Genomic DNA, 20,916 nt, shown 5'->3' on the forward strand with positions numbered 1-20,916 from the left:
TCGATTTTGAACGCTGCCGTTTTTTGAAACCGCTATGGCTCAGCAACTGAGAAATAGCTGCCTACTTCAGACCATCCTTAAAGATTGGTCATTGCATGGATCGCACTTGAAGACATGGAAATAACATCACCCTCGCTTCCTGCTTTCAAATCGTTTTTTCGCCTGACACCAGACACGATGCCTCTGATCACGGTGTTCAAAGGCGCTCTAAATTTCAGCAAGCGTCTATCAACATGGGCACCGACTCGAACAGATCCGCGACCAGACCATAATCGGCGACCTGGAAGATCGGCGCTTCTTCATCCTTGTTGATCGCCACGATCACTTTGGAATCCTTCATCCCGGCCAAGTGCTGGATCGCGCCGGAGATACCGACGGCGATGTACAGCTGTGGCGCAACGATCTTGCCAGTCTGACCGACCTGCATGTCGTTGGGGACGAAACCTGCGTCGACGGCCGCGCGGGAAGCGCCAACCGCAGCGCCCAGCTTGTCGGCCAGCGCGTACAGGTGCTTGAAGTTGTCGCCGTTCTGCATGCCGCGACCGCCGGAGACGACGATCTTGGCGGCAGTCAGTTCAGGACGATCGGACTTGGCCAATTCTTCGCTGACGAAGGACGATTTGCCTGCGTCGTGAGCAGCCGAGACCGCTTCAACCGCAGCAGAACCACCTTCGGCGGCAACGGCGTCGAAACCGGTGGCACGTACAGTGATGACCTTGATGGCGGCCGACGACTGCACGGTCGCAATGGCGTTACCGGCGTAGATTGGACGCTTGAAGGTGTCAGCGCTTTCGACCGAGATGATCTCGGAGATCTGGTCGACGTCCAGCTGCGCGGCAACGCGCGGCAGGATGTTCTTGCCGTTGGAAGTCGCGGCGGCCAGCACGTGGCTGTAACCGGAAGCCAGCTCAGCGACTAAAGGAGCAACGTTTTCCGGCAGTTGATGCGCGTAGGCAGCGTTGTCAGCGAGCAGGACTTTGGCCACGCCCGCGATTTTCGCGGCGGCTTCGCCAACGGCGCCCACGCTCTGGCCAGCGACCAGCACGTGAATGTCGCCACCGATCTTGGCGGCAGCGGCAACGGTGTTCAGGGTGGCGGGAGCGATCGCGCCGTTTTCGTGCTCAGCGAGTACCAGGATAGTCATGATCAGATTACCTTCGCTTCGTTTTTCAGTTTCTCGACCAGTTCTGCAACCGACTTGACCTTGATGCCTGCGCTGCGTGCGGCAGGCGCTTCGACTTTCAGAGTCTTGTTGGTGGAAGACGTGGAAACACCCAGCGCGTCTGGGGTCAGCACTTCGAGAGGCTTCTTCTTGGCTTTCATGATGTTCGGCAGCGACGCGTAGCGTGGCTCATTCAGACGCAAGTCGGTGGTGACGATGGCCGGCAGCTTCAACGAAACGGTCTGTGCGCCGGCGTCGATTTCGCGGGTGACATTGACGCTGTCGCCAGAGACTTCGACTTTGGATGCGAAGGTACCTTGCGCATAACCGCTCAACGCAGCCAGCATCTGGCCGGTCTGGTTGTTGTCGCTGTCGATCGCCTGCTTGCCGAGGATGACCAGTTGCGGCTGCTCTTTATCGACAACGGCCTTGAGCAGCTTGGCCACGGCCAGGGAGGTCAGCTCGTCAGCGGATTCAACGAGGATGGCGCGATCGGCACCCAGCGCCAGAGCGGTACGCAGTTGCTCCTGAGCGGTGGTTGGGCCAATGGAAACGACGACGATCTCGGTCGCAACGCGCCCCTCTTTAACAGAGAGTTCTTTCAAGCGTACGGCTTCTTCCACGGCGATTTCGCAGAAGGGGTTCATCGACATTTTTACGTTAGCGAGATCGACGCCGGAGTTGTCCGCTTTGACGCGAACTTTCACGTTGTAGTCGACCACTCGCTTTACTGCTACCAGCACCTTCATCCCGGTTCTCCAGACATTCTCAGCCTTGGAGCTAACCATCACAGTGCCATGGCAGACCAATAGTTTTAACCGTTGAACCCATTCGATAAACCACTGGACACGTGTGCATAACCCCATTGAGACAACCATAACCAGCCACACTCAAGTGATCGTTATTTCATATTGGCCTGGCACCCGGCTCGGCACTATGGTTCAAATCACAACAACACCGCTGCACGTCATTGACGTCATGCAGCTTAAGGTCAGAGAGACTCATCATGCTTAAGGTGTGCATTTTTGGAGGGGGCGCCATTGGCAGTCATATCGCCGGTCATCTGGCCCGCGCCGGTCTGTGTGAGATCAGCCTTGTCGCCCGTGGCGCGAATCTGCAAGCGATGCAAAAAAACGGCTTGCGCGTGATTACCCCTGATAGTGATTTCACCGTTGAGGTCAAAGCCACTGAAGACAGCCGCACCCTGGGCGTGCAGGACTATGTGTTCCTGGCCCTCAAGGCCCACCAGCTAGAGGACGCACTGGCGCAGATTTCACCCCTGATAGGCCCACATACCACCATCATCCCGCCGACAACGGCAATTCCTTATTACTTCTTTCATCGCTGGCCTGGCGTGCTGAACGACCGGCAACTGCCCCTCTTGGACCCTAACGGCAAACAATGGCAGGGCTTGCCCCCTTCCCAGGTAGTCGGTTGCGTTTATTGGATTGGTGCCCATCTGGTCGAGCCAGGCGTGGTTTCCCAGGATGGCGCCAAGGCCGGCTGCCCGGTCGGCGAACTGGACGGCAGCCATTCATCACGGATCGTCGAACTCAGTGAGCTGCTCAGCCGCAGCGGTATTGCCTCGCGGGTCAACGGCAACATTCGCGCAGCCATCTGGGTAAAGTTCGTCAACAGCCTGTGCTGGAACCCGGTCGCCGTGTTGACCTTGGCAACCCTTGGGCAGATGCAGGATGCCGGTGACGTGGTGCCAATAGTGACGGCGCTGATGGGCGAAGTGGACGCTATTGCAGAGCAGATTGGGCTGCAGGTCTCTCCCGGGCCAGAAAAGCGTATCGCCCTGACACTCTCCGCCGGCGCGCACAAGATGTCGATGCTCCAAGACCTGGAGGCCGGCCGCCCGCTGGAGCTGGCGGCGCTAGCGCAATCACTGCGTGCCATACGCGAACTCACCGACCTGCAAACGCCACTGCTCGACTCCGTACTGGCGCTAGCCAGCCTGCGCGCGCAAATGGCCAATTAATCAGGAGATTTGTAAGAGCGAGCTTGCCTGCGATTAACGCGAAGATGAAGCGGCCATTCAGAATGCACGCGTCATCGTTAACGACCTTCGCCAGCAACCGCGCTCCGACAGTGGAGTGGCATCAGCCTCAACCATCCCCTTTCCGCACCAGGAGCTGTACCGATGACATCATCCCCCCTGACTAACCAGACCCACGTTTCGCCCCGCCCGCTGGACGGTATCCGCGTGGTCGAGGCGTGCAGTTATATTTCCGGTCCCTTCTGCGCCCAGATGCTCGGAGATCTGGGCGCGGAAGTGATCAAGGTCGAGCCGCGCACGGGCGACCCCTACCGCAACTTCGGCCACGCCCGTGAAGGCGTTGGCGTGGTTTGGACCAATGCCAACCGTGGCAAGCAAAGCGTCGCGCTTGATCTCAAGGACGCAACGGATCTGGAACACCTCAAAACGCTGATCACAGGAGCCGACCTGTATATCGAAAACTGGCGCCCCCACGTGTCCGCATCCCTGGGGCTGACGTTCGAGCAACTGCGTCTGATCAATCCACGTCTGGTGCAACTGTCCATCACCGGCTATGGCCCTGATGGCCCACTTGCCAGCGAACCGGCGTTCGATGCCCTTATCCAGGGCCGTACCGGTTTGCTCAGCTATGAGGCCGACAGCTCGGCACCACGGACCACCAATACGTTTCTGGCCGACAAGGTGGCGGCGGTGTTTGCCGCGCAAATCGCCCTGTCGGGCCTGATTGAGCGCGACAGAAGCCAACAGGCTGTGCACTTGCAGACGTCGATGCTGGACATCATGACGTACTACAACTTCCCCGACATGCTGCATAACCAGACCTACCTTGACGATGACTCCGCGGTCACCCTCGCGCCGCAGCCGGTGCTGGCGACGGCAGATGGCTATCTGGTGCTGTCGCCGGTGTCCGGTAAGCAGCTGAGCCGCACGCTGGAAGCCGTCGGCCATCCCGAATGGAAAGAAGAGCTGCGCAATATTGCTGATCGCAAGCAAATGACCCATACCTTCTTCCAACGCATCGCAGCCCCGCTTAAGCAACGCAACACCGCGACCTGGTTGGAGATTTTCCGCGAACTGGACGTACCGGCCGGCCCGGTCAATCCGCCTAGCGCCCATTTGCAAGACTCACAGGTGGCCCACAACCAACTTTACTGGCCGCTGGAGACGCCCTTGGGCACCGTCCGGGCGGTTCGTTATCCCGCCAGCTTCAATGGCCATTTGCTGCGACCGCGCGGACCCGCCCCCGCGCTGGGTGAAAGCAACGAAAGCTTGCTGAACCGCTGACTCAAGGAGAACACCCGTGCCCATCATGTTGAGAGGGATAGAAGGGATCAAAGCCCATGTCGGCTTCAATCTCGGCAAGAGCTGCTGGCTGGAGGTCAATCAAGAGATGATTGACAGCTTTGCCCGGGAAACCGACGACCGTCAATGGATTCACGTCGACCAACAGAAGGCACGGTTGGGCCCGTTTGGCACCCCCGTTGCCCAAGGCTACCTGACCCTGAATCTGGTGGTAGCCATGCTGCAAGACATCTACGTGCTGGAAGATATTGGTATTGGCCTGCACTACGGCATCGACAACATGCGGTTCCCGCTGCCGGTACCGGTCAACACCAGTATTCGCCTGCAAGCGATGCTCAAATCGGTGACGGCACTGGAGGAAGGCGGCGAAATGGTCCTGGCTTGTACGGTGGAATGCGACGCTACCCAGGCGCCGGTGATGCACGGCGACATCATCTACCGCTTCTGGCCGGAACACGCCGATGCCCTGCGCTCGCTAATGGACACTCCAGGGATTCGATAGCAGAGCACTTCGTCGGGCAAATACCTTGCCTGTGCGTGCGCGACGCGCTCGTTGTATGGTCGGCACTTAAAGAAATATAAGATCGCAGAAGGAATACCCAGACCATGAACATGCGTCAGCTCCAGTATTTTCTGGCCGTCGCCCATGAACTCAACTTCACCCGTGCGTCCGAGCGGGTGAACATTGCGCAACCAGCCTTGAGCCAGCAGATCATTTCCCTCGAAGAAGAATTGGGCACCCCTCTGTTTACCCGGGAAAAACGCAAAGTCCTACTCACCCCTGCCGGGGAAATCCTGGTGGAGCACGCCCAACGCGTACTCAACACCGCTTCGGCGGCCATGGCCGCCGTGCGCGCCGCCGAACGCGGGGCCCAGGCGCATTTGATGGTTGGGGCCATCTATACCGCCATCTATTCGTTTCTGCCCAACACCCTTCGCCTGTTCAAGACCCTGGCGCCAAGCTCGGATGTCAGCCTGCAAGAAATGACCATTTCCCAGCAGATCACCGGGCTCAAGGAAGGCACCATTGAGGTTGGCCTGGTGCGTGGGCATATCTACGACAGCAACATCATCACCGAGCTGCTGTACCGAGAACTGCTGGTAGTCGCGGTACCTCGCGGCAGTGAGTACGACCAACCGGGTGCCGTGGAACTCGGCGAACTGGCCCGCTGGCCGCTGATTGCCGTGGCCCGGGGCACCGCACGGGGTTATGCCGACCGCATCCTGGATATCTTCGAAGACGAGAACTATAAGCCGACCATCGCCAAGGAGGTTTACGACATGCACACCTCCGCGTGCCTGGTCGCGGCGGGTATGGGCGTAGCGGTCGTGCCGGCGATCATGCAGATCATGCAGCCTATGGGCATTGCCTATCGAGCATTGAAAGCGCAGACACCCGGGGTATCGTTTTCGCTCGCATGGCACAAGGATACCGTCCCCCCCCTGCTGGAGCCCTTCCGCGAGGCGGCCCGCCATAATGCGAACCAATTGATGCAAGCGCATCCGCACCTGTTCCTCGACAACACCGCATAGGGCCGCTACCAGCTCGAATGATCAGCCAGCCAGCTACTCACTTGCTCTGTGTGCTCGCCCAATAACGGCGCCGCGCTCACCGGTTCGGCTTGGGCGCCCGAGAAGCGTACAGGTGAGCGCATTTCCAGGTAGCGTCCTTCGCTGGGATGTTCGCGTTCACGGAAGAACGCCGTGGCCGCGAGGTGCGGATCATTGAACAGGTCCTCAAGGTCATTGACCCGGCACGCCGGAATATCATGCCGCGCCAGCAGCTCAAGCCAGTATTCCGAACTGTGTTCAGCCACCATCCGCGCCATTTTTGCCTGCATCAGGTCCAGCCCGCGAAAGCGCTCGCGGGGACTGGTCAAGCCTTCGCGCTGCAAAAAATCGCGGTGCCCGGTAATTTCGAAGAAACGTACCCAGCGCTCATCGGTATAAGGCGCGATGGATAGGTAACCATCCAGACTCTTGATCGGCTGGCGGTGCGGGTCCAATTGCCGGGGATAACCCACCGACTCCTGGGAAGGCACGAAGGCCCGTCCGTAGAGATGGTCTTGCAGCAGGAAGTGGGTAAAGCATTCGAACATCGGCACTTCCACCGCCTGGCCCCGGCCCGTGCGTTGACGGTGCAGCACAGCGCCCAGCACAGCATATACGGCATGCAGTCCCGACACCTTATCCGCCATTGCCATGGGCAGAAAGCGCGGTTGGGGGTTGCCGTCGGTGCGTGAAAGCAGACTGGCCGCCCCGGAGGCAGCCTGAATGATGTCGTCGTAGGCTGCACGCCCGGCGTAAGGCCCGTCGGAGCCAAACCCGGTGCAGTGGACAACCACCATGTCCTCGCGCACCGCCTTTACCGATTCGTAGTCTAGGCCCAGGCGCGCCAAGGCGTCGCTGCGCAGGTTATGAATAAACACATCACAGCGACTCAACAGTCGTCGCAACCTCTCCTGCCCGTCAGCGCTCTTGAGATCCCAGACCACCGAGCGCTTGCCCCGGTTAAGCGTCATGTGCGCCGGGCCCATACCACGGGTAAAGCGCGGCTTGCCTACGCGGCGGATTTCATCGCCCGTGCCGGGTTCGATCTTGATCACCTCAGCCCCCATCTCGGCCAACGTGGCCGTGCAGTAGGGGCCGAAAATTACGCTGGTCATGTCCAGGACACGAATGCCTTGCAGTATCGCCGTGTTAGTCATGACTGACCTCCAGGTCATGGAACGCTAGTTTTTATGCTTGCAGGGCTGCTGCCGAGGCCAACCAGGTGCGCAGATCGAACCCCGGCTGGCGCGCCTCCTCAAGGGCAGGGCTGAGGCCTCGAAGTAACAGCTTGCGCGCCGCCATGTGGTCCGCGGGACGGTTCAAGGACTCAACCCCGACCAGCCGAGCGTCCCGGTAACGCAATACCGAAAACCCTTCGCTGTGAGCATCGCCACACGGCACTTCCAGATCGTCGCCCGCGGCCACGCCGGCCATTTGCAGACGGCAACCGGCCTGCTCACTCCAGAAAATCGGGACTTGGCGGTACGGCTCCTCGCGTCCCATCAGCCGCCCGGCGATGTAGCGGCCTTGATCGACCGCGTTCTGTACCGACTCAAGACGCCAGCGCGCGCCCTCATCAAACCCATGGGTGAAACAGGCACAGTCGCCAATAGCGGAAACCGAGGCGTCCGCAGTTTGCAAAAAGGCGTCGACCACTACCCCGTTATCGGTCGCCAGATCAGCTTGCACCGCCAGCTCGGCATTAGCCTGGACGCCGATGGCCACCAACACCAGGTCGGCGGCCAACTGTTGGCCGTCGTCCAGCTGTACAGCGCTCGCGCGACCTTGGGCATGGGTGATGCCCACCACGCGTCGGTTGAAGTGAAAACAGATGCCTTGGAGCTGATGCCGTGCGTACAACGCCAGACCCATCTGTTCGCCCAAGGCCCGGGACATCACCCGGCCCGTGGCCTCGACCACCTGGACATCGATGCCCGACGCCCGTATGACCGTAGCGACCTCAAGGCCGAGAAAGCCGGCGCCGACGATCACCACCTGACGCGCTCCGGCCAGTTGGGTCTGGAGCGCGGTGGCATCGGCTAGACTGCGCAGGGACAGTACCCCGGCGATGCCTTCGAGGGCCAGGGGCAAAGGGCGATTGCGCGCTCCGGTAGCCAGGATAAGATGGTCATAACCCAGGGTTTCGCCACCGCCCGTGGTCAACCGGCGCGCAGCGCGATCAAGGCCGACTACCCGCTCGCCGCGCCAGTGGTCGATGTGATTGACCGCGAACCAATCCTCGGTTTCCAGGTGCACATCGCCGTCATTCAGCCCGCCCGCCAGCCAGGCCTTGGACAGCGGCGGCCGCTGATACGGCAACTGCGGCTCCTCGCCGACCAACGTGATTCGGCCGACGTAACCCTCGTCACGCAACGAACTGGCCGCCTGATGCCCGGCCTGCCCGCCACCGACGATGACCACATGTTCAGGCACCACGCTCATGGCGCATCACCGTTTACCTGTTCGACCTTGATCGCCTTGGACGGACATTTGCGCGCAGCACCCAGCACTTTTTCGTAGGATGCCTGATCCGGGTATTCCTGCAGCAGCTTGACCACGCCATCCTCGTCGCGCTGATCGAAAACATCACTGCTAGACAGCACGCATAGGCCGGCGCCTACACAGAGATTCTCATCGACGGTGACACGCAGGATGTAATTATTGTTGGACATGCCTGACTCTCCTCATTCATCAAAACCACTTCCGCACAGTGCTCTACCAAGTCACCGGCAGAGTCTCCAGACCTTGGACGAAATGATCGCCCTTCCCCTCGATTTGCTCCTGGGGCACGGCAAACCGCAAGGTCGGGATACGCTCGAACAGCGTGGCAAATACAACCTGTAACTCAACTCGGGCCAGTGGCTGGCCGAGACACTGGTGAATGCCATAGCTGAAGGCGACGTGGTGGTCAGCCTTGCGAGTAATGTCGAATTTCTGCGGCTGCTCGAAGGCCTCGGGGTCATGATTGGCCCCAGCGATCAGCGCAATCACGCCTTCGCCCTTGCGGATCAATTGCCCGGCCACTTCCACATCCTCAAGCGCTACGCGAAAGGCGTTGTAATGGACGATGGTGTGGTAACGCAGCATTTCCTCAACAGCATTGCGCAGCAGCGACGGGTCGTTGCGCAGCAGGGCCAGTTGGTCCTGGTTGCTGAGGAAACTGTGGACCCCTAGTGCCATCTGGTTAGCAGTGGTTTCGTGGCCGGCCATCAGCAGCAGTTCGGCCATGATCACCAACTCGCGATGGGACAGGTGGCCGGGGCGCACTTGCTCTATGATCAAGCGGCTGATCAAGTCTTCCTTGCCTTCAGGGGCTTTGGCGCGCTCCGTCACCAGTGCATCCAGATAGTTGAGGATGCGCTCGGAGGCGGCCTTGGGAATCGACGGATCGACATCGAGCAAGACCTTGAGCCGGCTTTGCTCCTGGAAAAAACCGTGATCCTTGTTTGGCACATCGAGCAAACCTGCGATCACCTCGGAGGTCAGTGGCAGGAACAGGTCCTCCACCAGGTTTGCTGGCGGGCCTTTGTGCAGCATTTCATCGAGCAATCGATTGAAGATCGATTCGATCCGGGGCCGCATGGCGCCGACCCGCTTGATCATGAATTCCTTAGTAAGCATGCGCCGATGCCGGCCATGGTCCGGCGGGTCCATGCGAATGAACGCCGGCTCCAGGTCCAGCACCGCATTGCGCGCGGCGGAAAGGCTCGGAAAGCCTGGAATGCTCGGGTTGCCACTGAAGCGGTTGTCGCCCAGCACTGCGCGTACATCGTCATAGCGGGTAAACAGCCAGGCGCTCGAACCATCCCACATGCGCACTTGCGCCGCGCCGGGTTGCTGTTGAAATTGCTGATATTCCTGCGGCGGTAAAAAGGGGCATTGCCTGGGCATGGGGAACGAGGCTTTGCTGAAAGGGCATGCAGACATGCTTGTTCTCCGATCAGTTTGAATTTCGACGCAGGGGCCCGCGCCGGTCGGGTGGCGGGCCCCTGAACCCGTTATAGGCCGCCGTTGACGTCCAGGGTCGCGCCGGTCACGTAGCGGGCATCGTCGCTCACCAGAAAGCCAACCACCGAAGCGATCTCTTCCGGCTCCGCGGCGCGTTGCAAACCGGTGCTGGCGATCAGTTTGTCGCGAAGCTCCTTGGGCACCTTCTCGCCCATCGCGGTATTAATGGTCCCAGGCGACACCGCCGCCACCCGTATACCGTGGGGCCCGAGGGGCTTGGCCAGGCTTTTGGTCAGATTGATGATCGCGGCTTTCGAACCGCCGTAGTCGGTCACGCCACTGCCGATAGTGCCGACAATGGAGGCCAGGTTGACGATTACGCCACCGCCGCCGGCCTCGATCAGGCGCTTGGCGACTTCCTGGCTGAGGAAGAACGGCGCTCGGGTATTTACCCCATAGGTAAAGTCATAGTCACTGGGGGCGATATCGAAAAACGTCTTGCCGTGCCATACGCCTGCGTTGTTGACCAGTACGCGGATAGTGCCGTACTCGGTATCGATGGCCTGGACGGATGCCTTGATCTGCTCATAGTCGGTCACGTCGCACTTGCGATAGGCGTAACCGCCCTTGCCCGCGTCGGCGATGTCCAGGCCTACCACGGTATAGCCCCGTTGCTGAAGATTCTGGCAAATGGCTTGCCCGGTCAGGCCGTTGGATCCTGTAACAACTGCCACTTTATCGGTCATACCTACCTCGTCTCACCGTTAGTTATTGAAATTGTTTTGAGCGGTCAATGGTGCCCAGCCAGTGGCTTGGGCCTGGTGCCAGATTCGGGGCAAACAGGCGCCAGGTCCAATAGGATTTAGAGAGGCTCTGAGAGTGGTTTCCTCTTGTTGAAGAGACTCAGAGCTTTAGCGCGGGATGATCAGGCCGGCCGCTTCGCGGTCCCAGCAGTCTGGGGTGACGCCCTCGTCGCGCAGCAGGTATTTTTCCACCCGCTCGCTGGGTGTCTTGGGCAACTGCTGGCGCACGGCGATGTAGCGCGGGATGGCGAAGTAGGCAATGCGGGACTCACACCAGCGAATCAGCTCGACCTCGGTAATGCTGTGTTCGTCCTTGAGCACAATGACCGCCTTCACATCGTCCTCGCCCAACTCCGAAGGCACCCCCACCACGCAGGATTCGAGCACCGCCGGATGGGCATTGAGCACTGCCTCGACCTCGAACGAGGAGATGTTTTCGCCGCGCCTGCGCAAGGCTTGTTTCTTGCGATCCACGTAATAGAAATACTCATCGGCATCGCGGGTCGCCAAGTCGCCGGTATGAATCCACAGGTTCTGGAACAGCTCCAGTGTGGCTTCGGGTTTCTTGTAATAACCATTCGTGCCCAAGTACATGCGCTGCGGCCGCACCACCAACTCACCGACCTGTCCCACGGCCACGTCGTTGCCACGCTCGTCCACCAGCTTGACGTCGTAGCCGCTGATGGCCTTGCCACAAGAGCCGGCTCGCCGCTCGTACATCGGGTTGACCAGGCAGCTGTTGCACTCGGTCATTCCATAGAGTTCCAGCAGGCGGGTATTGAAGCGCTGTTCGAAGCCATGCCACAGATGCTTGGGCGCAGCCGCCCCGACCATCAGGCGCAAAGGATTGTCGGCGTCCTCGGGCCGGGGTTCCTGCTTCATCAGAATCGACAGGATGCCACCGATGTACTTTGCCGAGGTGCACTGCCAGGTACGGCAGTCATCCATCATTCGGCTGGCGGAAAATCGCTCCACCAGCACCGCCTTGGCGCCGGTAAGGATGGCCGGGCCGGTGGTGCCATGGGCACTGGTGTGAAAGAACGGCAAGCCGGTGTACAGCACGTCGTCATCGGTGTATTGCGAGTATTTGACCGCCTGGGCCCATATTTCATACCAGTAATGATGACTGATCATCACACCCTTGGACTGCCCGGTGGTGCCGGAGGTGTAGGAAATCGTCGCCAGGTCGCGGAAGTCCACGACAATAGCGGGCGCCGTCTCGGCCTGGTCGGCTAGCGCTTCGAAGTCCAGGCTCTGCACGCCCGGCCAGGTGCTGTGAACGACAGACAGCCCAGTGGCGACCATGACGCAATGACGCAATTTAGGCAGTTGGTCGGCGATGGCGTCCAGGACTGGCAGATAGGCGTCACTGGCCACCAGAGCGACGCAATCGGCCTGGTCGATCTGATAGGCCAGGCCGGCGCCCTTAAGGGCCACGTTAATCGGCACGCTGACCGCGCCGATACGGTTCAGGCCGAACCAGCTTGTCAGGAATTGCGGACAGTTGGGCAACATCAACGCTACCTTGTCGCCCGGCTTGATTCCCAGGGCGAGCAAGCCGTTGGCCACTCGATTAATCTGTTGATTGAGCTGCTCATAGGTAATGGCGTGGTCACGAAACTGGAACACTTCGCGATACGGATGTTCACGCGCCTTGTCTTCGATGATGCGGCCCAGCACTCGGTCGCTCTGGGCGTATTCGGGGAGTCGAAAGCTCGCCCATTGACGAGCCGCGCGCTCGAACTTGTCATCCCATTGACCCATGGTCTGGCTCACTCACTTTGTTTTGATTGTTGGGCGCAAACACTAACCACTCTGGCTCTCGCGCAACAGGCCTTCCTGCATCGCAGTGGCAACCAGCACCCCGTCCTGATACAGCGATCCGCTCCCCAAGCCCCGGTTGTTCACAGCGCCCGGCCCAGCGAGGTCGTAGTAAAACCAGCGGTCCGGTTGCACGGCGGCATGAAACCACATGGCATGATCGAGACTGGCCGCGTGCGCCGAAGGATCAAGGGCTCCTACCCCCCGTGGGCGCATGGCGGTGTTCATCAGGTCCATGTCACAGACGTACGCCAGCAGCGCCTGACACAGCAGCGGATCGTCGCCACAGGGTTCACGCAACCGGCACCAGATACCGTTGACCGGGTCGCGAGGTCCAGGCCTGACCCACGAACGCCAATGCTCGCTGCGCCGTTCGAAAAGGCTCATCAGCAAGGGCGTGTGAGAGTGACAGCCAGCGAGTAAGGGCAGTTCGTCAGCGTAGTACTCGGCCTCTGAGATCATCCCCAAGGGGGGCGTCACACTAGGCATTGGGCTCAGGCGCCGATGCACGCCCTCCGCATGCTGGAACGATGCGGCGCCGCTGAAAATAGGCCGGCCCTCCTGACATGCCAGCAGCAAGCGCGTGCTGAAATTGCGCCCATCACGTATCGGCTGGACGTTGAAACTGATGGTTTTTTGCACATCACCGGGCTGGAGAAAATAGCCTTGCATGGAATGCAGGTGATGGGCCTCGGGCACGGTTTGGCCCATGGCCATGATCGACTGGCCAAGCATTTGTCCGCCGTATACCCGTTGCGCGCCAGAGGTCAGCGAAGAACCGTTGAACAGCCATTGATCCTGGCGTTCAAGCCGCAGCAGGCACAGCAAGTCACTTACCGTAACCGCCATGCCTCTATCAACCCGGCATCGAGACGATTAGGCCATGTAGCTCCGGGGTGATTTCGATCTGGCAACTGAGCCGGCTATTGCTGCGCACGTCGCTGGCGGCGCTGAGCATGTCTTGCTCGAAATCGCAGGCAGGCCCGACGATCTCCATCCACGCTGGGTCTACGTACACCTGGCAGGTAGCGCAGCTGCAAGCACCGCCGCATTCGGCGACGATACCTTCGACCATGTTGTCCATGGCTCCCTGCATCACCGAACTGCCCAAGGGCACCTCGAATTCGACTGCCTGGCCATTGGGTTGGATGTATTTGATGACGGGCATGATGACTACCTTTTGTTTTTAGTTGAGTGGTAACGCTGCGTCGACAGGGACCAGCAACGATTTGAGCTGGATGTCTTCATCGGCCAACTGTTGGGCGTTGACCTCAATGTTCTCGGTAATCAGGCGCTTGCTGAACATGAATTCCTGCGGGCGATTGACACAGTCGGCGGCAATCAACTTGCCCTGCTTGAGGTAGAACGCACAAAAACTGCGCCCAACCTCACGGTCGCCCCGCACCACCACTTGATCGTAACCCTGATTGAGGCCGGCGATCTGCAGTTTCACGTCGTACTGATCGGACCAGAACCAGGGAAGTGCGGCGTAGGGTTTGTCCTTGCCACACAGGGCGGCGGCTGCGCTTTTTGCCTGTTCGGTTGCGTTAGGGACCGATTCGAGGCGGATGAACCCGTAATAGGGCGATGGGTGCAGGGTGCAGTCGCCCACGGCGACGATATCCGGGTCGGCCGTGCGGGCACAGGCATCCACCAGAATGCCGTTGTCAGTGGCCAACCCAGCCTGGGCGGCCAGTTCCACATTGGGAACCACGCCCACGCCGATGATCACCAGGTCAGCGGCGAACAGTCGGCCATCGGCGCACAATACCCGCTCGACCCGGCCGTCACCGGCAAAACCACTGACAGCCACCGCCGTCTGAATGCTTACCCCTTCCTGCTCGTGCACCCGTTGGAAAAATGCCGAGACCTGTGGCGCAGTCACCCGGGCGAGCACGCGGTCGGCCATTTCCAGCACCGTGACCTGCATGCCCAGTTGATTGAGCACCGCGGCGGTCTCCAGGCCGATGTAGCCACCGCCGACAATCACTGCGCGGCCTTGGGGCCGCACCACCTGACGGATACGGTCGATATCTTCGATATTGCGCAGGTAGTGAACCCCCGCCAGTTCAGAGCCGGGCAAGTTGACGGTCCTCACCCGCGTGCCGGTGCAAATCGCCAATTTGGCGTACGCGAGTTCTTCGCCGCTCGCCAGGGTCAGCGTCTTGGCCTGGCGGTCGATGGACTCGACGCGCACTCCCAAGCGAAATTCGATGCCATGCCGCCCATAAGCGTCGGCGGGGCGAATCAATAGCTCATCGACCGTCTTCTCGCCCAGCAGATAAGCCTTGGACAGCGGCGGGCGATGGTAGGGAATGAAAGATTCGTCGCCGACAACCAGGATTGGGCCGTCCCAGCCCTCTTGACGCAAGCTGGGCGCCAGTTGCGCGGCGGCATGGCTGGCGCCGATGATGATGCAGGGAAGTTGCGGCATGGACGATCCTCTTCTTCGCCTTTGCGGCAGATCCTGACACGCGGCGTTTTTTGTTGGTTTGGGCCGATATTTGCGCGGCCCTGGCTGCCAATATCCGAATTGGCGGGACGCAGGTCCAATAGTTTTTGACTCTGTAGTGAGAGCGAAGCGCTCTGGCTCGCACCCTCAGCGGTCAGAACCGTGTCAGGCAGGTTGCCGCAGGCCTCGCCAGGCCAGCGTCCCGCCATCCACCGGAAACACTGCACCGGTCAGAAACGACGCCTCGTCACTGGCCAGAAAGCACACCAGGTTGGCTACTTCCAAAGCGGTGCCCAGGCGCGGGATCAGGTGCGAACCGGACATGCGTGCCATTGCAGTCGCGCGGTCGGCAAAGCTGGACACACTGGCTTCGAACATCGGCGTGGCGATGCCGCCGGGCGCATAGCCGACGCAGCGGATACCATCTTCGGCCAGGTCCTGCGCAATGGCCTTGGTCAACAGTTTCACCCCGCCTTTGCTGGCGCTATAGGCCGGTCGCCCTGGGTAGGCAACGGTGCTCGCGACTGACGCACCGTTGATGATCACCGGCCCATGGCGAGAACGGCGCAAGTGCGGCGTGGCGAACTTGGCGGCCAACCAGATGGCCTTGAGGTTGATGTCCATGATGGCGTCCCAGGTTTCTTCGCCAAGTTCCTCGATGCGCTGGGGTTTGCCGGTCAGGCTGGTTTCGGTGACCCCGGCGTTATTGATCAACACATCGATACCGCCGGCCTGGCGCGCCGTATCGTCGATCATCCGGCGAATGTCCGCACTGCTACGCAGGTCAACCCTTGCCTCGAGGACTTGTGCCCCCAAATTGCGGATCTGGCTGGCCACTTCGGCGCAGCTCTGGATATCGGCCAATGTGACCCAGGCGGCACCACGGCGCGCCGCTTCAAGGGCAATGGTGCGACCCATGCCCTGTGACGCTCCGGTGACGATTAGGGTTTTTCCGTCGAGTCGACTCATGATGGCTCCTTGGAGGTGTTTATTTCGCGGAAGGGTTCATTGCACTGGACTCAAGCCCTGCGCCAACCGCAGGACACGCCCGTAGTGACGATGGAAGCACTAGAGCATCGCTGGAGTGTCGGGGCCAATAGGATTATCCGCTCAACTCAGAGGGCTTAACGATTAGTAAAAATCCACCAGCCCTTTACCCTCAAGCAGCACCCCGCCCCTGACAAAAAACAGAAGACTCGCCAAACTCATGGATCTCCTAACCTCGCGCTACACGATTATTTTCTTCGCGATGATCATGGCCCTGGCGCCCCTGGCCAGTGCCACTTACATTCCCGCCTTCCCGGCCATTGGCCTGGCACTGAACGCCAGCGCCAGCGACGTGCAACTGACCCTCAGCGCCTACATGCTGGGCATGGCCCTGGCGCAACCGATCTACGGGCCGCTAGCCGACCGCTGGGGACGAAAATCGATGATTGTGCTGGGCACCTCGGTGTTTGCTTTCGCCAGCCTGGGCTGCCTGATCAGCCCCAGCATTGAACTGCTGATTGTCTGCCGCTTCCTCCAGGCCTTTGGTGCCGCCGGCGGGTTGGTGTTGTCCCAGGCCATGGTGCGCGACCTGTTCCAGCCGCTCCAGGCGGCGCGGATGCTGGCCTACATCGGCGGGGTCCAGGCCATGGCACCCGCCGTCGGGCCACTACTGGGCGGGGCTATTTTGCTTGGCCTGGGCTGGCGGGCGATCTTCGCGGTGTTCCTGGTATTGGCCGCCGTCGTGCTGTTCACGGTCATTACCCAACTGCCAGAAACCCTCGACCCTGCACGTCGGCAACGAATGTCGCCAGCTACCATCTTGCGCAATTATCGCAGCGTACTGGGCAATCGACTGTTCCTCGGCCACAGCCTGACCCTGGGCTTCATGACCGGCGGTTTCTACAGTTTCATGTCCGGAGCCCCCTTCGTGCTGATCGAGTTGCGCGGTATGCCAGCCGGCCAGTTTGGTGGTTATTACCTGCTGACGATCCTGGGTTTCATCAGTGGCAGCTTTCTCACGGTGCGCTTGAGCCGCAGCCTTTCCAGCCATGGGGTGGTGATACTCGGTGGGTTACTGCTGGCCGGTGGCGGGGCATTGATGATGGTGCTGGAACTGGCGGGGGTTCGCACTGCATGGGCGGTCCTTGGACCACAGGTGGTTTTCACCCTGGGCTCCGGGATCATGATGGCACACCTCATCAGTGGTGCCCTGCTGCCCTTCCCCGGCATGGCCGCAACAGCGGCGGCAGCCATGGGCTTCATTCAGATGTCGGCCGGCGCGCTGACCAGCGCCCTGGTCTCTAGGGCCTACGACGGCACCGCGCTACCGATGACCTTGCTGAGCGCCGCTTGCGGTGTCTTCGCCCTGCTCGGCTACCTGCTGCTGGTCGGCCAGCAGGCGGCACGAACCCTGCGCTGCACACCTTGAGCATCGGGTGGGAAGCGTTCATTGCGCCTTAAAGCGGATCGGCAATGACTTCAGCCCGCTGATGAAATTGGACTGCAGCAACCGCGGCTCCCCAGCAAGCTCCACTGATCTGAGGCGGGGCAACAAGGCGTCGAACAGGATACCCATGTCAAGCTTGGCCAGGTGCTGGCCAATGCACATGTGCGGGCCATTGCCAAAAGCGAGATGGTTATTGGGCGTACGCATGATGCTGAAATCATCTGGCCGCTCGAATACTCGTGGGTCGCGGTTGGCTGATGGAACCTATTGGCTGGACCTTGCCGCGAGCCTTGCTCATACCCTACTTGTTATTTGGCATAAAAAACCATCAAGCCTCCACTAACAAAAACCGCCTTCTGTTAGCGATCACAACCGCCAACTGGGGAAAAGGGAGACAACAATGAGTACACTTATATTGACGACTCGGACAGGTAATGAGCTGACGATCAACGGTGAAATCGGTATTCGGTGATGGAAGTCATTCGTAATGCTGACGTAGAAGAACTCTCGGCATTGTGCGGCGGAAGTTGCTCATGTGCCACGTGCCATGTGTATGTCGCCAGCGCATTTCATGACCGCCTGCCGGCCATGAATGAATATGAAAATGACCTGTTGGAGACCAGCGAATATCGTACGCAAGAGTCGCGACTGTCCTGCCAGTTACTGTTCGATGTCACGCTGGACGGACTGGCGGTGACTATCGCTCCGCAGGAATGAAGTATTGAAGCCGGCGGCTAATAGCCGCCGTCTCTGTCAGAGGGCAACCTGGCCAGACCGTTCGTGCAGGGCGCAGCCACTCGCCGCATTGCTCGGAGCCTGGGCGCAAAGAATCATTCGAGCGCCTTTCTCACCGATAACCATCGTCGCAGCCGCAGTGTTGGCGGAGGTCAGGTTGGGCATGATCGAGGCATCAATCACCCGCAATCCCTCTAGGCCGTGTACCCGCAAGGTATCGTCGACAACACTGTAGGGATCGGTCGCTGGCCCCATCCGTGCGGTCCCGACCGGGTGGAATACCGTCGAGCCAGTCTTGCAGGCAAAATCCAGCCATTGCTCATCACTGGATATCTCGACGCCGGGTATCATTTCAGCTTCGAAGTAAGGGCGCATAGCTTGGCTGGCCAAGATCGCGCGAACCTTTCTGCAAGCCTCCAGCAGAACCCGGCGGTCGTGCTCGTGAGCCAGGTAATTGGGCTGAACCAGCGGCGCGTCATGCATGCTCGCCGAGACTGCTGCGACAAAGCCACGACTTATGGGCCGGTGCTGCCATACCGCGCAGGTCATCCCGGCACACTGATCGAGCTGGCCGTCGCTGCCGGTCATGTGGCTGGCCGGGGTAAAAATGCCTTGGATGTCCGCATCGCCCTGGCTCAGGCCGGACCTCATAAAGTAGTGCACCAGCGCCACCGGCAATCCCAACAGGCTTGGCTTTTTCAAGCTCCAGCGCAGCCCTTGCCACAGCAGTCCAGGGCCCCTGGCCAACTGGTTGATGGACGTGAAGTTCTTGCCCCGCGCCACGATCTGCACCATGTAGTGGTCTTGCAGGTTCTGGCCAACACCTGGCAGATGATGAACGCGCTTTACACCAATGTTCTCCAGCAAGGCCGTGTCGCCGATGCCGGATACCTGGAGCAGACGTGGGGTATTAATCGCCCCGGCGCTGAGGATCACCTCGCGCCTGGCCATCATGGAAAAACTCCGCACGTCTTGCTGCACGCTGACCCCACGGGCTTTTTTGCCTTCCATCAGTACACGGGTCGCCAGGGTATCGGTCATCACCTGCAGGTTTTTGCGATGCAGCACCGGTTGCAAAAAGGCCGAGGAGGAACTGACCCGGCGTCCGTCCTTGATACTGACCTGGGAAAAACTCACACCCTCCTGGCGCTGGCCATTGGTATCGGAATTACGCGGTGTGCCGCACTCGACCACGCCGTCGATAAATGCGCTGCACAACGTGTCCTCCCAACACACATCGGTAATGGCCAACGGGCCTTTGCTGCCGCGCACCAACGGGTCACCGCCCTGGCGGTTTTCCATGTCCATAAACAAGGGCAGCAAATCCTTATAACCCCAGCCCGCATTGCCGGCGGCGGCCCACTCGTCGAAGTCGTGGGCCTGGCCTCTGTTGTAGGCCATGCCATTGACCGAAGTACCGCCGCCCAAGGTGCGGCCCTGGAGCAGGTTGACCGCTCGATCACCGGTCAGCGCCGTGGGTTGGGTCTGGAAATTCCAGGTGTAGCGCGGGTTGCCGACCATCTTGATAAAGCCGGCCGGCATCTTGATAAACAGGTTGTGGTCCGGCGGACCGGCTTCAATCAGGCAGACGCTGACCGCCGGGTCTTCGCTCAACCGATTGGCGACGACACAACCCGCCGCGCCAGCGCCGACAATAATGTAATCAAACACCGCAATATCTTCATTCAAGGCTTGAGTACCAGGCATGACAACTCCGCATAACTGAGTGATGGAAGAACGTTGCGCATCAGCAATCAAAAAACATGGATGTAACGGAACTTGAGTTCGGCATCGGTCTTGAAGCCGTTTTCCACGACAATATCCCGGCTGATTCCCAGCAGAACTTGATCTTGGGCGGTGAAGAAACTACTGACTTCCATAAATACCGCTGTGGACGATGCGCGATCATCCAAGGCCTGGCCGTCGATATGGCTTTCCCCACCCCAGCGATGAGAAACACCGCCACCGACCAAATTGTTAAGTCGCTGGCCGAACATATAAGAAACCGCCGCGTTAACTTGATACATCGGGTCCTGACTCAAGCTGCCGTTATCCGGGCCAGACTTGTCGTTATTGGTAAAAAAATTCGCTTCGCCCATCAACTCAATGTTGTAGTTACCAACTAATTGCCGCTGATAACCCAGTTGCAGAGCAGTGTGCCACCGATTTTCACCGGTGTTCATACTTTGATCATGGTCGTAGCGCCCTACCGGGAAAAATACGAAAGGTGCTGCTACGAAATATTCGCGATGCTCCGCGTCTAGCGTGAAAAAAAAGGGCACTGTAAAAAACGGATCGGATAAACCGGCGGTGTCATTGAGGCCCGATGGACGATTACTATCGATGCTCGCGGCAATCACGCCAAACTGCGGGTTAGCGACCACACCGTCGGCAACCCGAACGGGATAGGTATAGCGCACCAGCGTCGAAGTAATATTCATCCGAGCCTTGTCATTAACGACTTTATTGTCTTGGTAGGTCTTGTGATTATTGGTCTGCACCACATGCCAAGCGAATATAGGGTGTCCCGGCGAGGGAGAAACCCAATCGCCCAGACTGATACCCAGGGCGTGAGCTGGCATAAGCGGTGAAAACCCGCTGATCGTTAGTAACATGCCGGCAGCATGTTTAAGACTAAGGACCTTTCTGTTCATTCCATTCACCTATTTTTATTGTTATGAAGCGCCATCCAACGAACATGAGGGG

General features: G+C 59.6%; 20 protein-coding genes and 1 pseudogene. 6 read left to right on the plus strand and 15 right to left on the minus strand.

All coding sequences use genetic code 11. The features are described 5' to 3' along the window. Positions 1–214 precede the first annotated feature (214 nt). Both CE491_RS13345 and CE491_RS13350 read right to left on the minus strand, forming a co-directional pair. Positions 215–1,144: an electron transfer flavoprotein subunit alpha/FixB family protein gene (locus tag CE491_RS13345; RefSeq protein ID WP_110948823.1), complete on the minus strand. Its 930-nt coding sequence runs from the start codon at positions 1,142–1,144 to the stop codon at positions 215–217. Positions 1,145–1,146: 2 nt separating this feature from the next. Further along, on the minus strand, positions 1,147–1,911 hold the full coding sequence (locus CE491_RS13350) for an electron transfer flavoprotein subunit beta/FixA family protein (protein ID WP_110948824.1): 765 nt from the start codon (positions 1,909–1,911) through the stop codon (positions 1,147–1,149). Positions 1,912–2,168: 257 nt separating this feature from the next. Between CE491_RS13350 and CE491_RS13355 the strand changes: the two genes are divergently transcribed. From CE491_RS13355 to CE491_RS13370, 4 genes are all read left to right on the plus strand, one after another. Continuing rightward, on the plus strand, positions 2,169–3,146 hold the full coding sequence (locus tag CE491_RS13355) for a ketopantoate reductase family protein (RefSeq protein WP_110948825.1): 978 nt from the start codon (positions 2,169–2,171) through the stop codon (positions 3,144–3,146). A 162-nt stretch (positions 3,147–3,308) separates the two neighbouring features. Further along, a complete protein-coding gene (locus tag CE491_RS13360) occupies positions 3,309–4,448 on the plus strand; it encodes a CaiB/BaiF CoA transferase family protein (RefSeq protein WP_110948826.1) in 1,140 nt (379 codons plus the stop codon). Positions 4,449–4,473: 25 nt separating this feature from the next. Further along, on the plus strand, positions 4,474–4,968 hold the full coding sequence (locus CE491_RS13365) for a MaoC family dehydratase (protein ID WP_234407595.1): 495 nt from the start codon (positions 4,474–4,476) through the stop codon (positions 4,966–4,968). A 104-nt stretch (positions 4,969–5,072) separates the two neighbouring features. Next, a complete protein-coding gene (locus tag CE491_RS13370; protein ID WP_110948828.1) occupies positions 5,073–5,999 on the plus strand; it encodes a LysR substrate-binding domain-containing protein in 927 nt (308 codons plus the stop codon). Between the two features lie 5 nt (positions 6,000–6,004). Here CE491_RS13370 and CE491_RS13375 read toward each other — a convergent pair whose 3' ends face one another. From CE491_RS13375 to CE491_RS13420, 10 genes are all read right to left on the minus strand, one after another. Then, complete coding sequence (locus CE491_RS13375; RefSeq protein ID WP_110948829.1) at positions 6,005–7,174, minus strand: CaiB/BaiF CoA transferase family protein; 1,170 nt, start codon at positions 7,172–7,174, stop codon at positions 6,005–6,007. Positions 7,175–7,205: 31 nt separating this feature from the next. Continuing rightward, on the minus strand, positions 7,206–8,459 hold the full coding sequence (locus CE491_RS13380) for an NAD(P)/FAD-dependent oxidoreductase (RefSeq protein WP_110948830.1): 1,254 nt from the start codon (positions 8,457–8,459) through the stop codon (positions 7,206–7,208). Continuing rightward, on the minus strand, positions 8,456–8,689 hold the full coding sequence (locus CE491_RS13385) for a ferredoxin (protein ID WP_110948831.1): 234 nt from the start codon (positions 8,687–8,689) through the stop codon (positions 8,456–8,458). Before CE491_RS13385 ends, CE491_RS13380 begins: the two co-directional genes overlap by 4 nt. Before the next feature lie 43 nt (positions 8,690–8,732). After that, entirely contained in the window at positions 8,733–9,944 is a 1,212-nt protein-coding gene (locus CE491_RS13390) for a cytochrome P450 (protein WP_110948832.1), read from the minus strand. Positions 9,945–10,015: 71 nt separating this feature from the next. After that, on the minus strand, positions 10,016–10,711 hold the full coding sequence (locus CE491_RS13395; protein ID WP_110948833.1) for an SDR family NAD(P)-dependent oxidoreductase: 696 nt from the start codon (positions 10,709–10,711) through the stop codon (positions 10,016–10,018). Between the two features lie 165 nt (positions 10,712–10,876). Then, positions 10,877–12,532, minus strand: coding sequence for an ATP-dependent acyl-CoA ligase (locus tag CE491_RS13400; RefSeq protein ID WP_110948834.1), 1,656 nt, complete (start codon positions 12,530–12,532; stop codon positions 10,877–10,879). A gap of 42 nt (positions 12,533–12,574) precedes the next feature. Beyond that, a complete protein-coding gene (locus CE491_RS13405) occupies positions 12,575–13,438 on the minus strand; it encodes an acyl-CoA thioesterase (protein ID WP_110948835.1) in 864 nt (287 codons plus the stop codon). 7 nt (positions 13,439–13,445) lie between these two features. Next, positions 13,446–13,757, minus strand: a complete 312-nt coding sequence (locus tag CE491_RS13410) for a 2Fe-2S iron-sulfur cluster-binding protein (protein WP_110948836.1) — start codon at positions 13,755–13,757, stop codon at positions 13,446–13,448. Between the two features lie 18 nt (positions 13,758–13,775). Then, on the minus strand, positions 13,776–15,023 hold the full coding sequence (locus CE491_RS13415) for an NAD(P)/FAD-dependent oxidoreductase (protein ID WP_110948837.1): 1,248 nt from the start codon (positions 15,021–15,023) through the stop codon (positions 13,776–13,778). 183 nt (positions 15,024–15,206) lie between these two features. Further along, a complete protein-coding gene (locus CE491_RS13420) occupies positions 15,207–16,010 on the minus strand; it encodes an SDR family NAD(P)-dependent oxidoreductase (protein ID WP_110948838.1) in 804 nt (267 codons plus the stop codon). A 238-nt stretch (positions 16,011–16,248) separates the two neighbouring features. On the opposite strand from CE491_RS13420, the gene CE491_RS13425 reads away from it, so the two are divergent. Continuing rightward, entirely contained in the window at positions 16,249–17,457 is a 1,209-nt protein-coding gene (locus CE491_RS13425; protein ID WP_110948839.1) for a multidrug effflux MFS transporter, read from the plus strand. Positions 17,458–17,475: 18 nt separating this feature from the next. On the opposite strand, the pseudogene CE491_RS13430 reads toward CE491_RS13425, so the two are convergent. Next, positions 17,476–17,721 (minus strand): annotated as a pseudogene (locus CE491_RS13430) (cytochrome P450); the annotation flags it as partial. 225 nt (positions 17,722–17,946) lie between these two features. Here CE491_RS13430 and CE491_RS13435 point away from each other — a divergent pair. Beyond that, on the plus strand, positions 17,947–18,192 hold the full coding sequence (locus CE491_RS13435) for a 2Fe-2S iron-sulfur cluster-binding family protein (RefSeq protein ID WP_199885096.1): 246 nt from the start codon (positions 17,947–17,949) through the stop codon (positions 18,190–18,192). A gap of 36 nt (positions 18,193–18,228) precedes the next feature. On the opposite strand, the gene CE491_RS13440 is transcribed toward CE491_RS13435, so the two are convergent. Together CE491_RS13440 and CE491_RS13445 are read right to left on the minus strand one after the other, a co-directional pair. Further along, entirely contained in the window at positions 18,229–19,917 is a 1,689-nt protein-coding gene (locus CE491_RS13440; protein ID WP_110948841.1) for a GMC family oxidoreductase, read from the minus strand. A 47-nt stretch (positions 19,918–19,964) separates the two neighbouring features. Beyond that, complete coding sequence (locus CE491_RS13445) at positions 19,965–20,864, minus strand: transporter (RefSeq protein WP_110948842.1); 900 nt, start codon at positions 20,862–20,864, stop codon at positions 19,965–19,967. Positions 20,865–20,916 lie beyond the last annotated feature (52 nt).

Origin of the sequence: Pseudomonas bohemica (assembly GCF_002934685.1) — a bacterium.
GTDB lineage: Bacteria > Pseudomonadota > Gammaproteobacteria > Pseudomonadales > Pseudomonadaceae > Aquipseudomonas > Aquipseudomonas bohemica.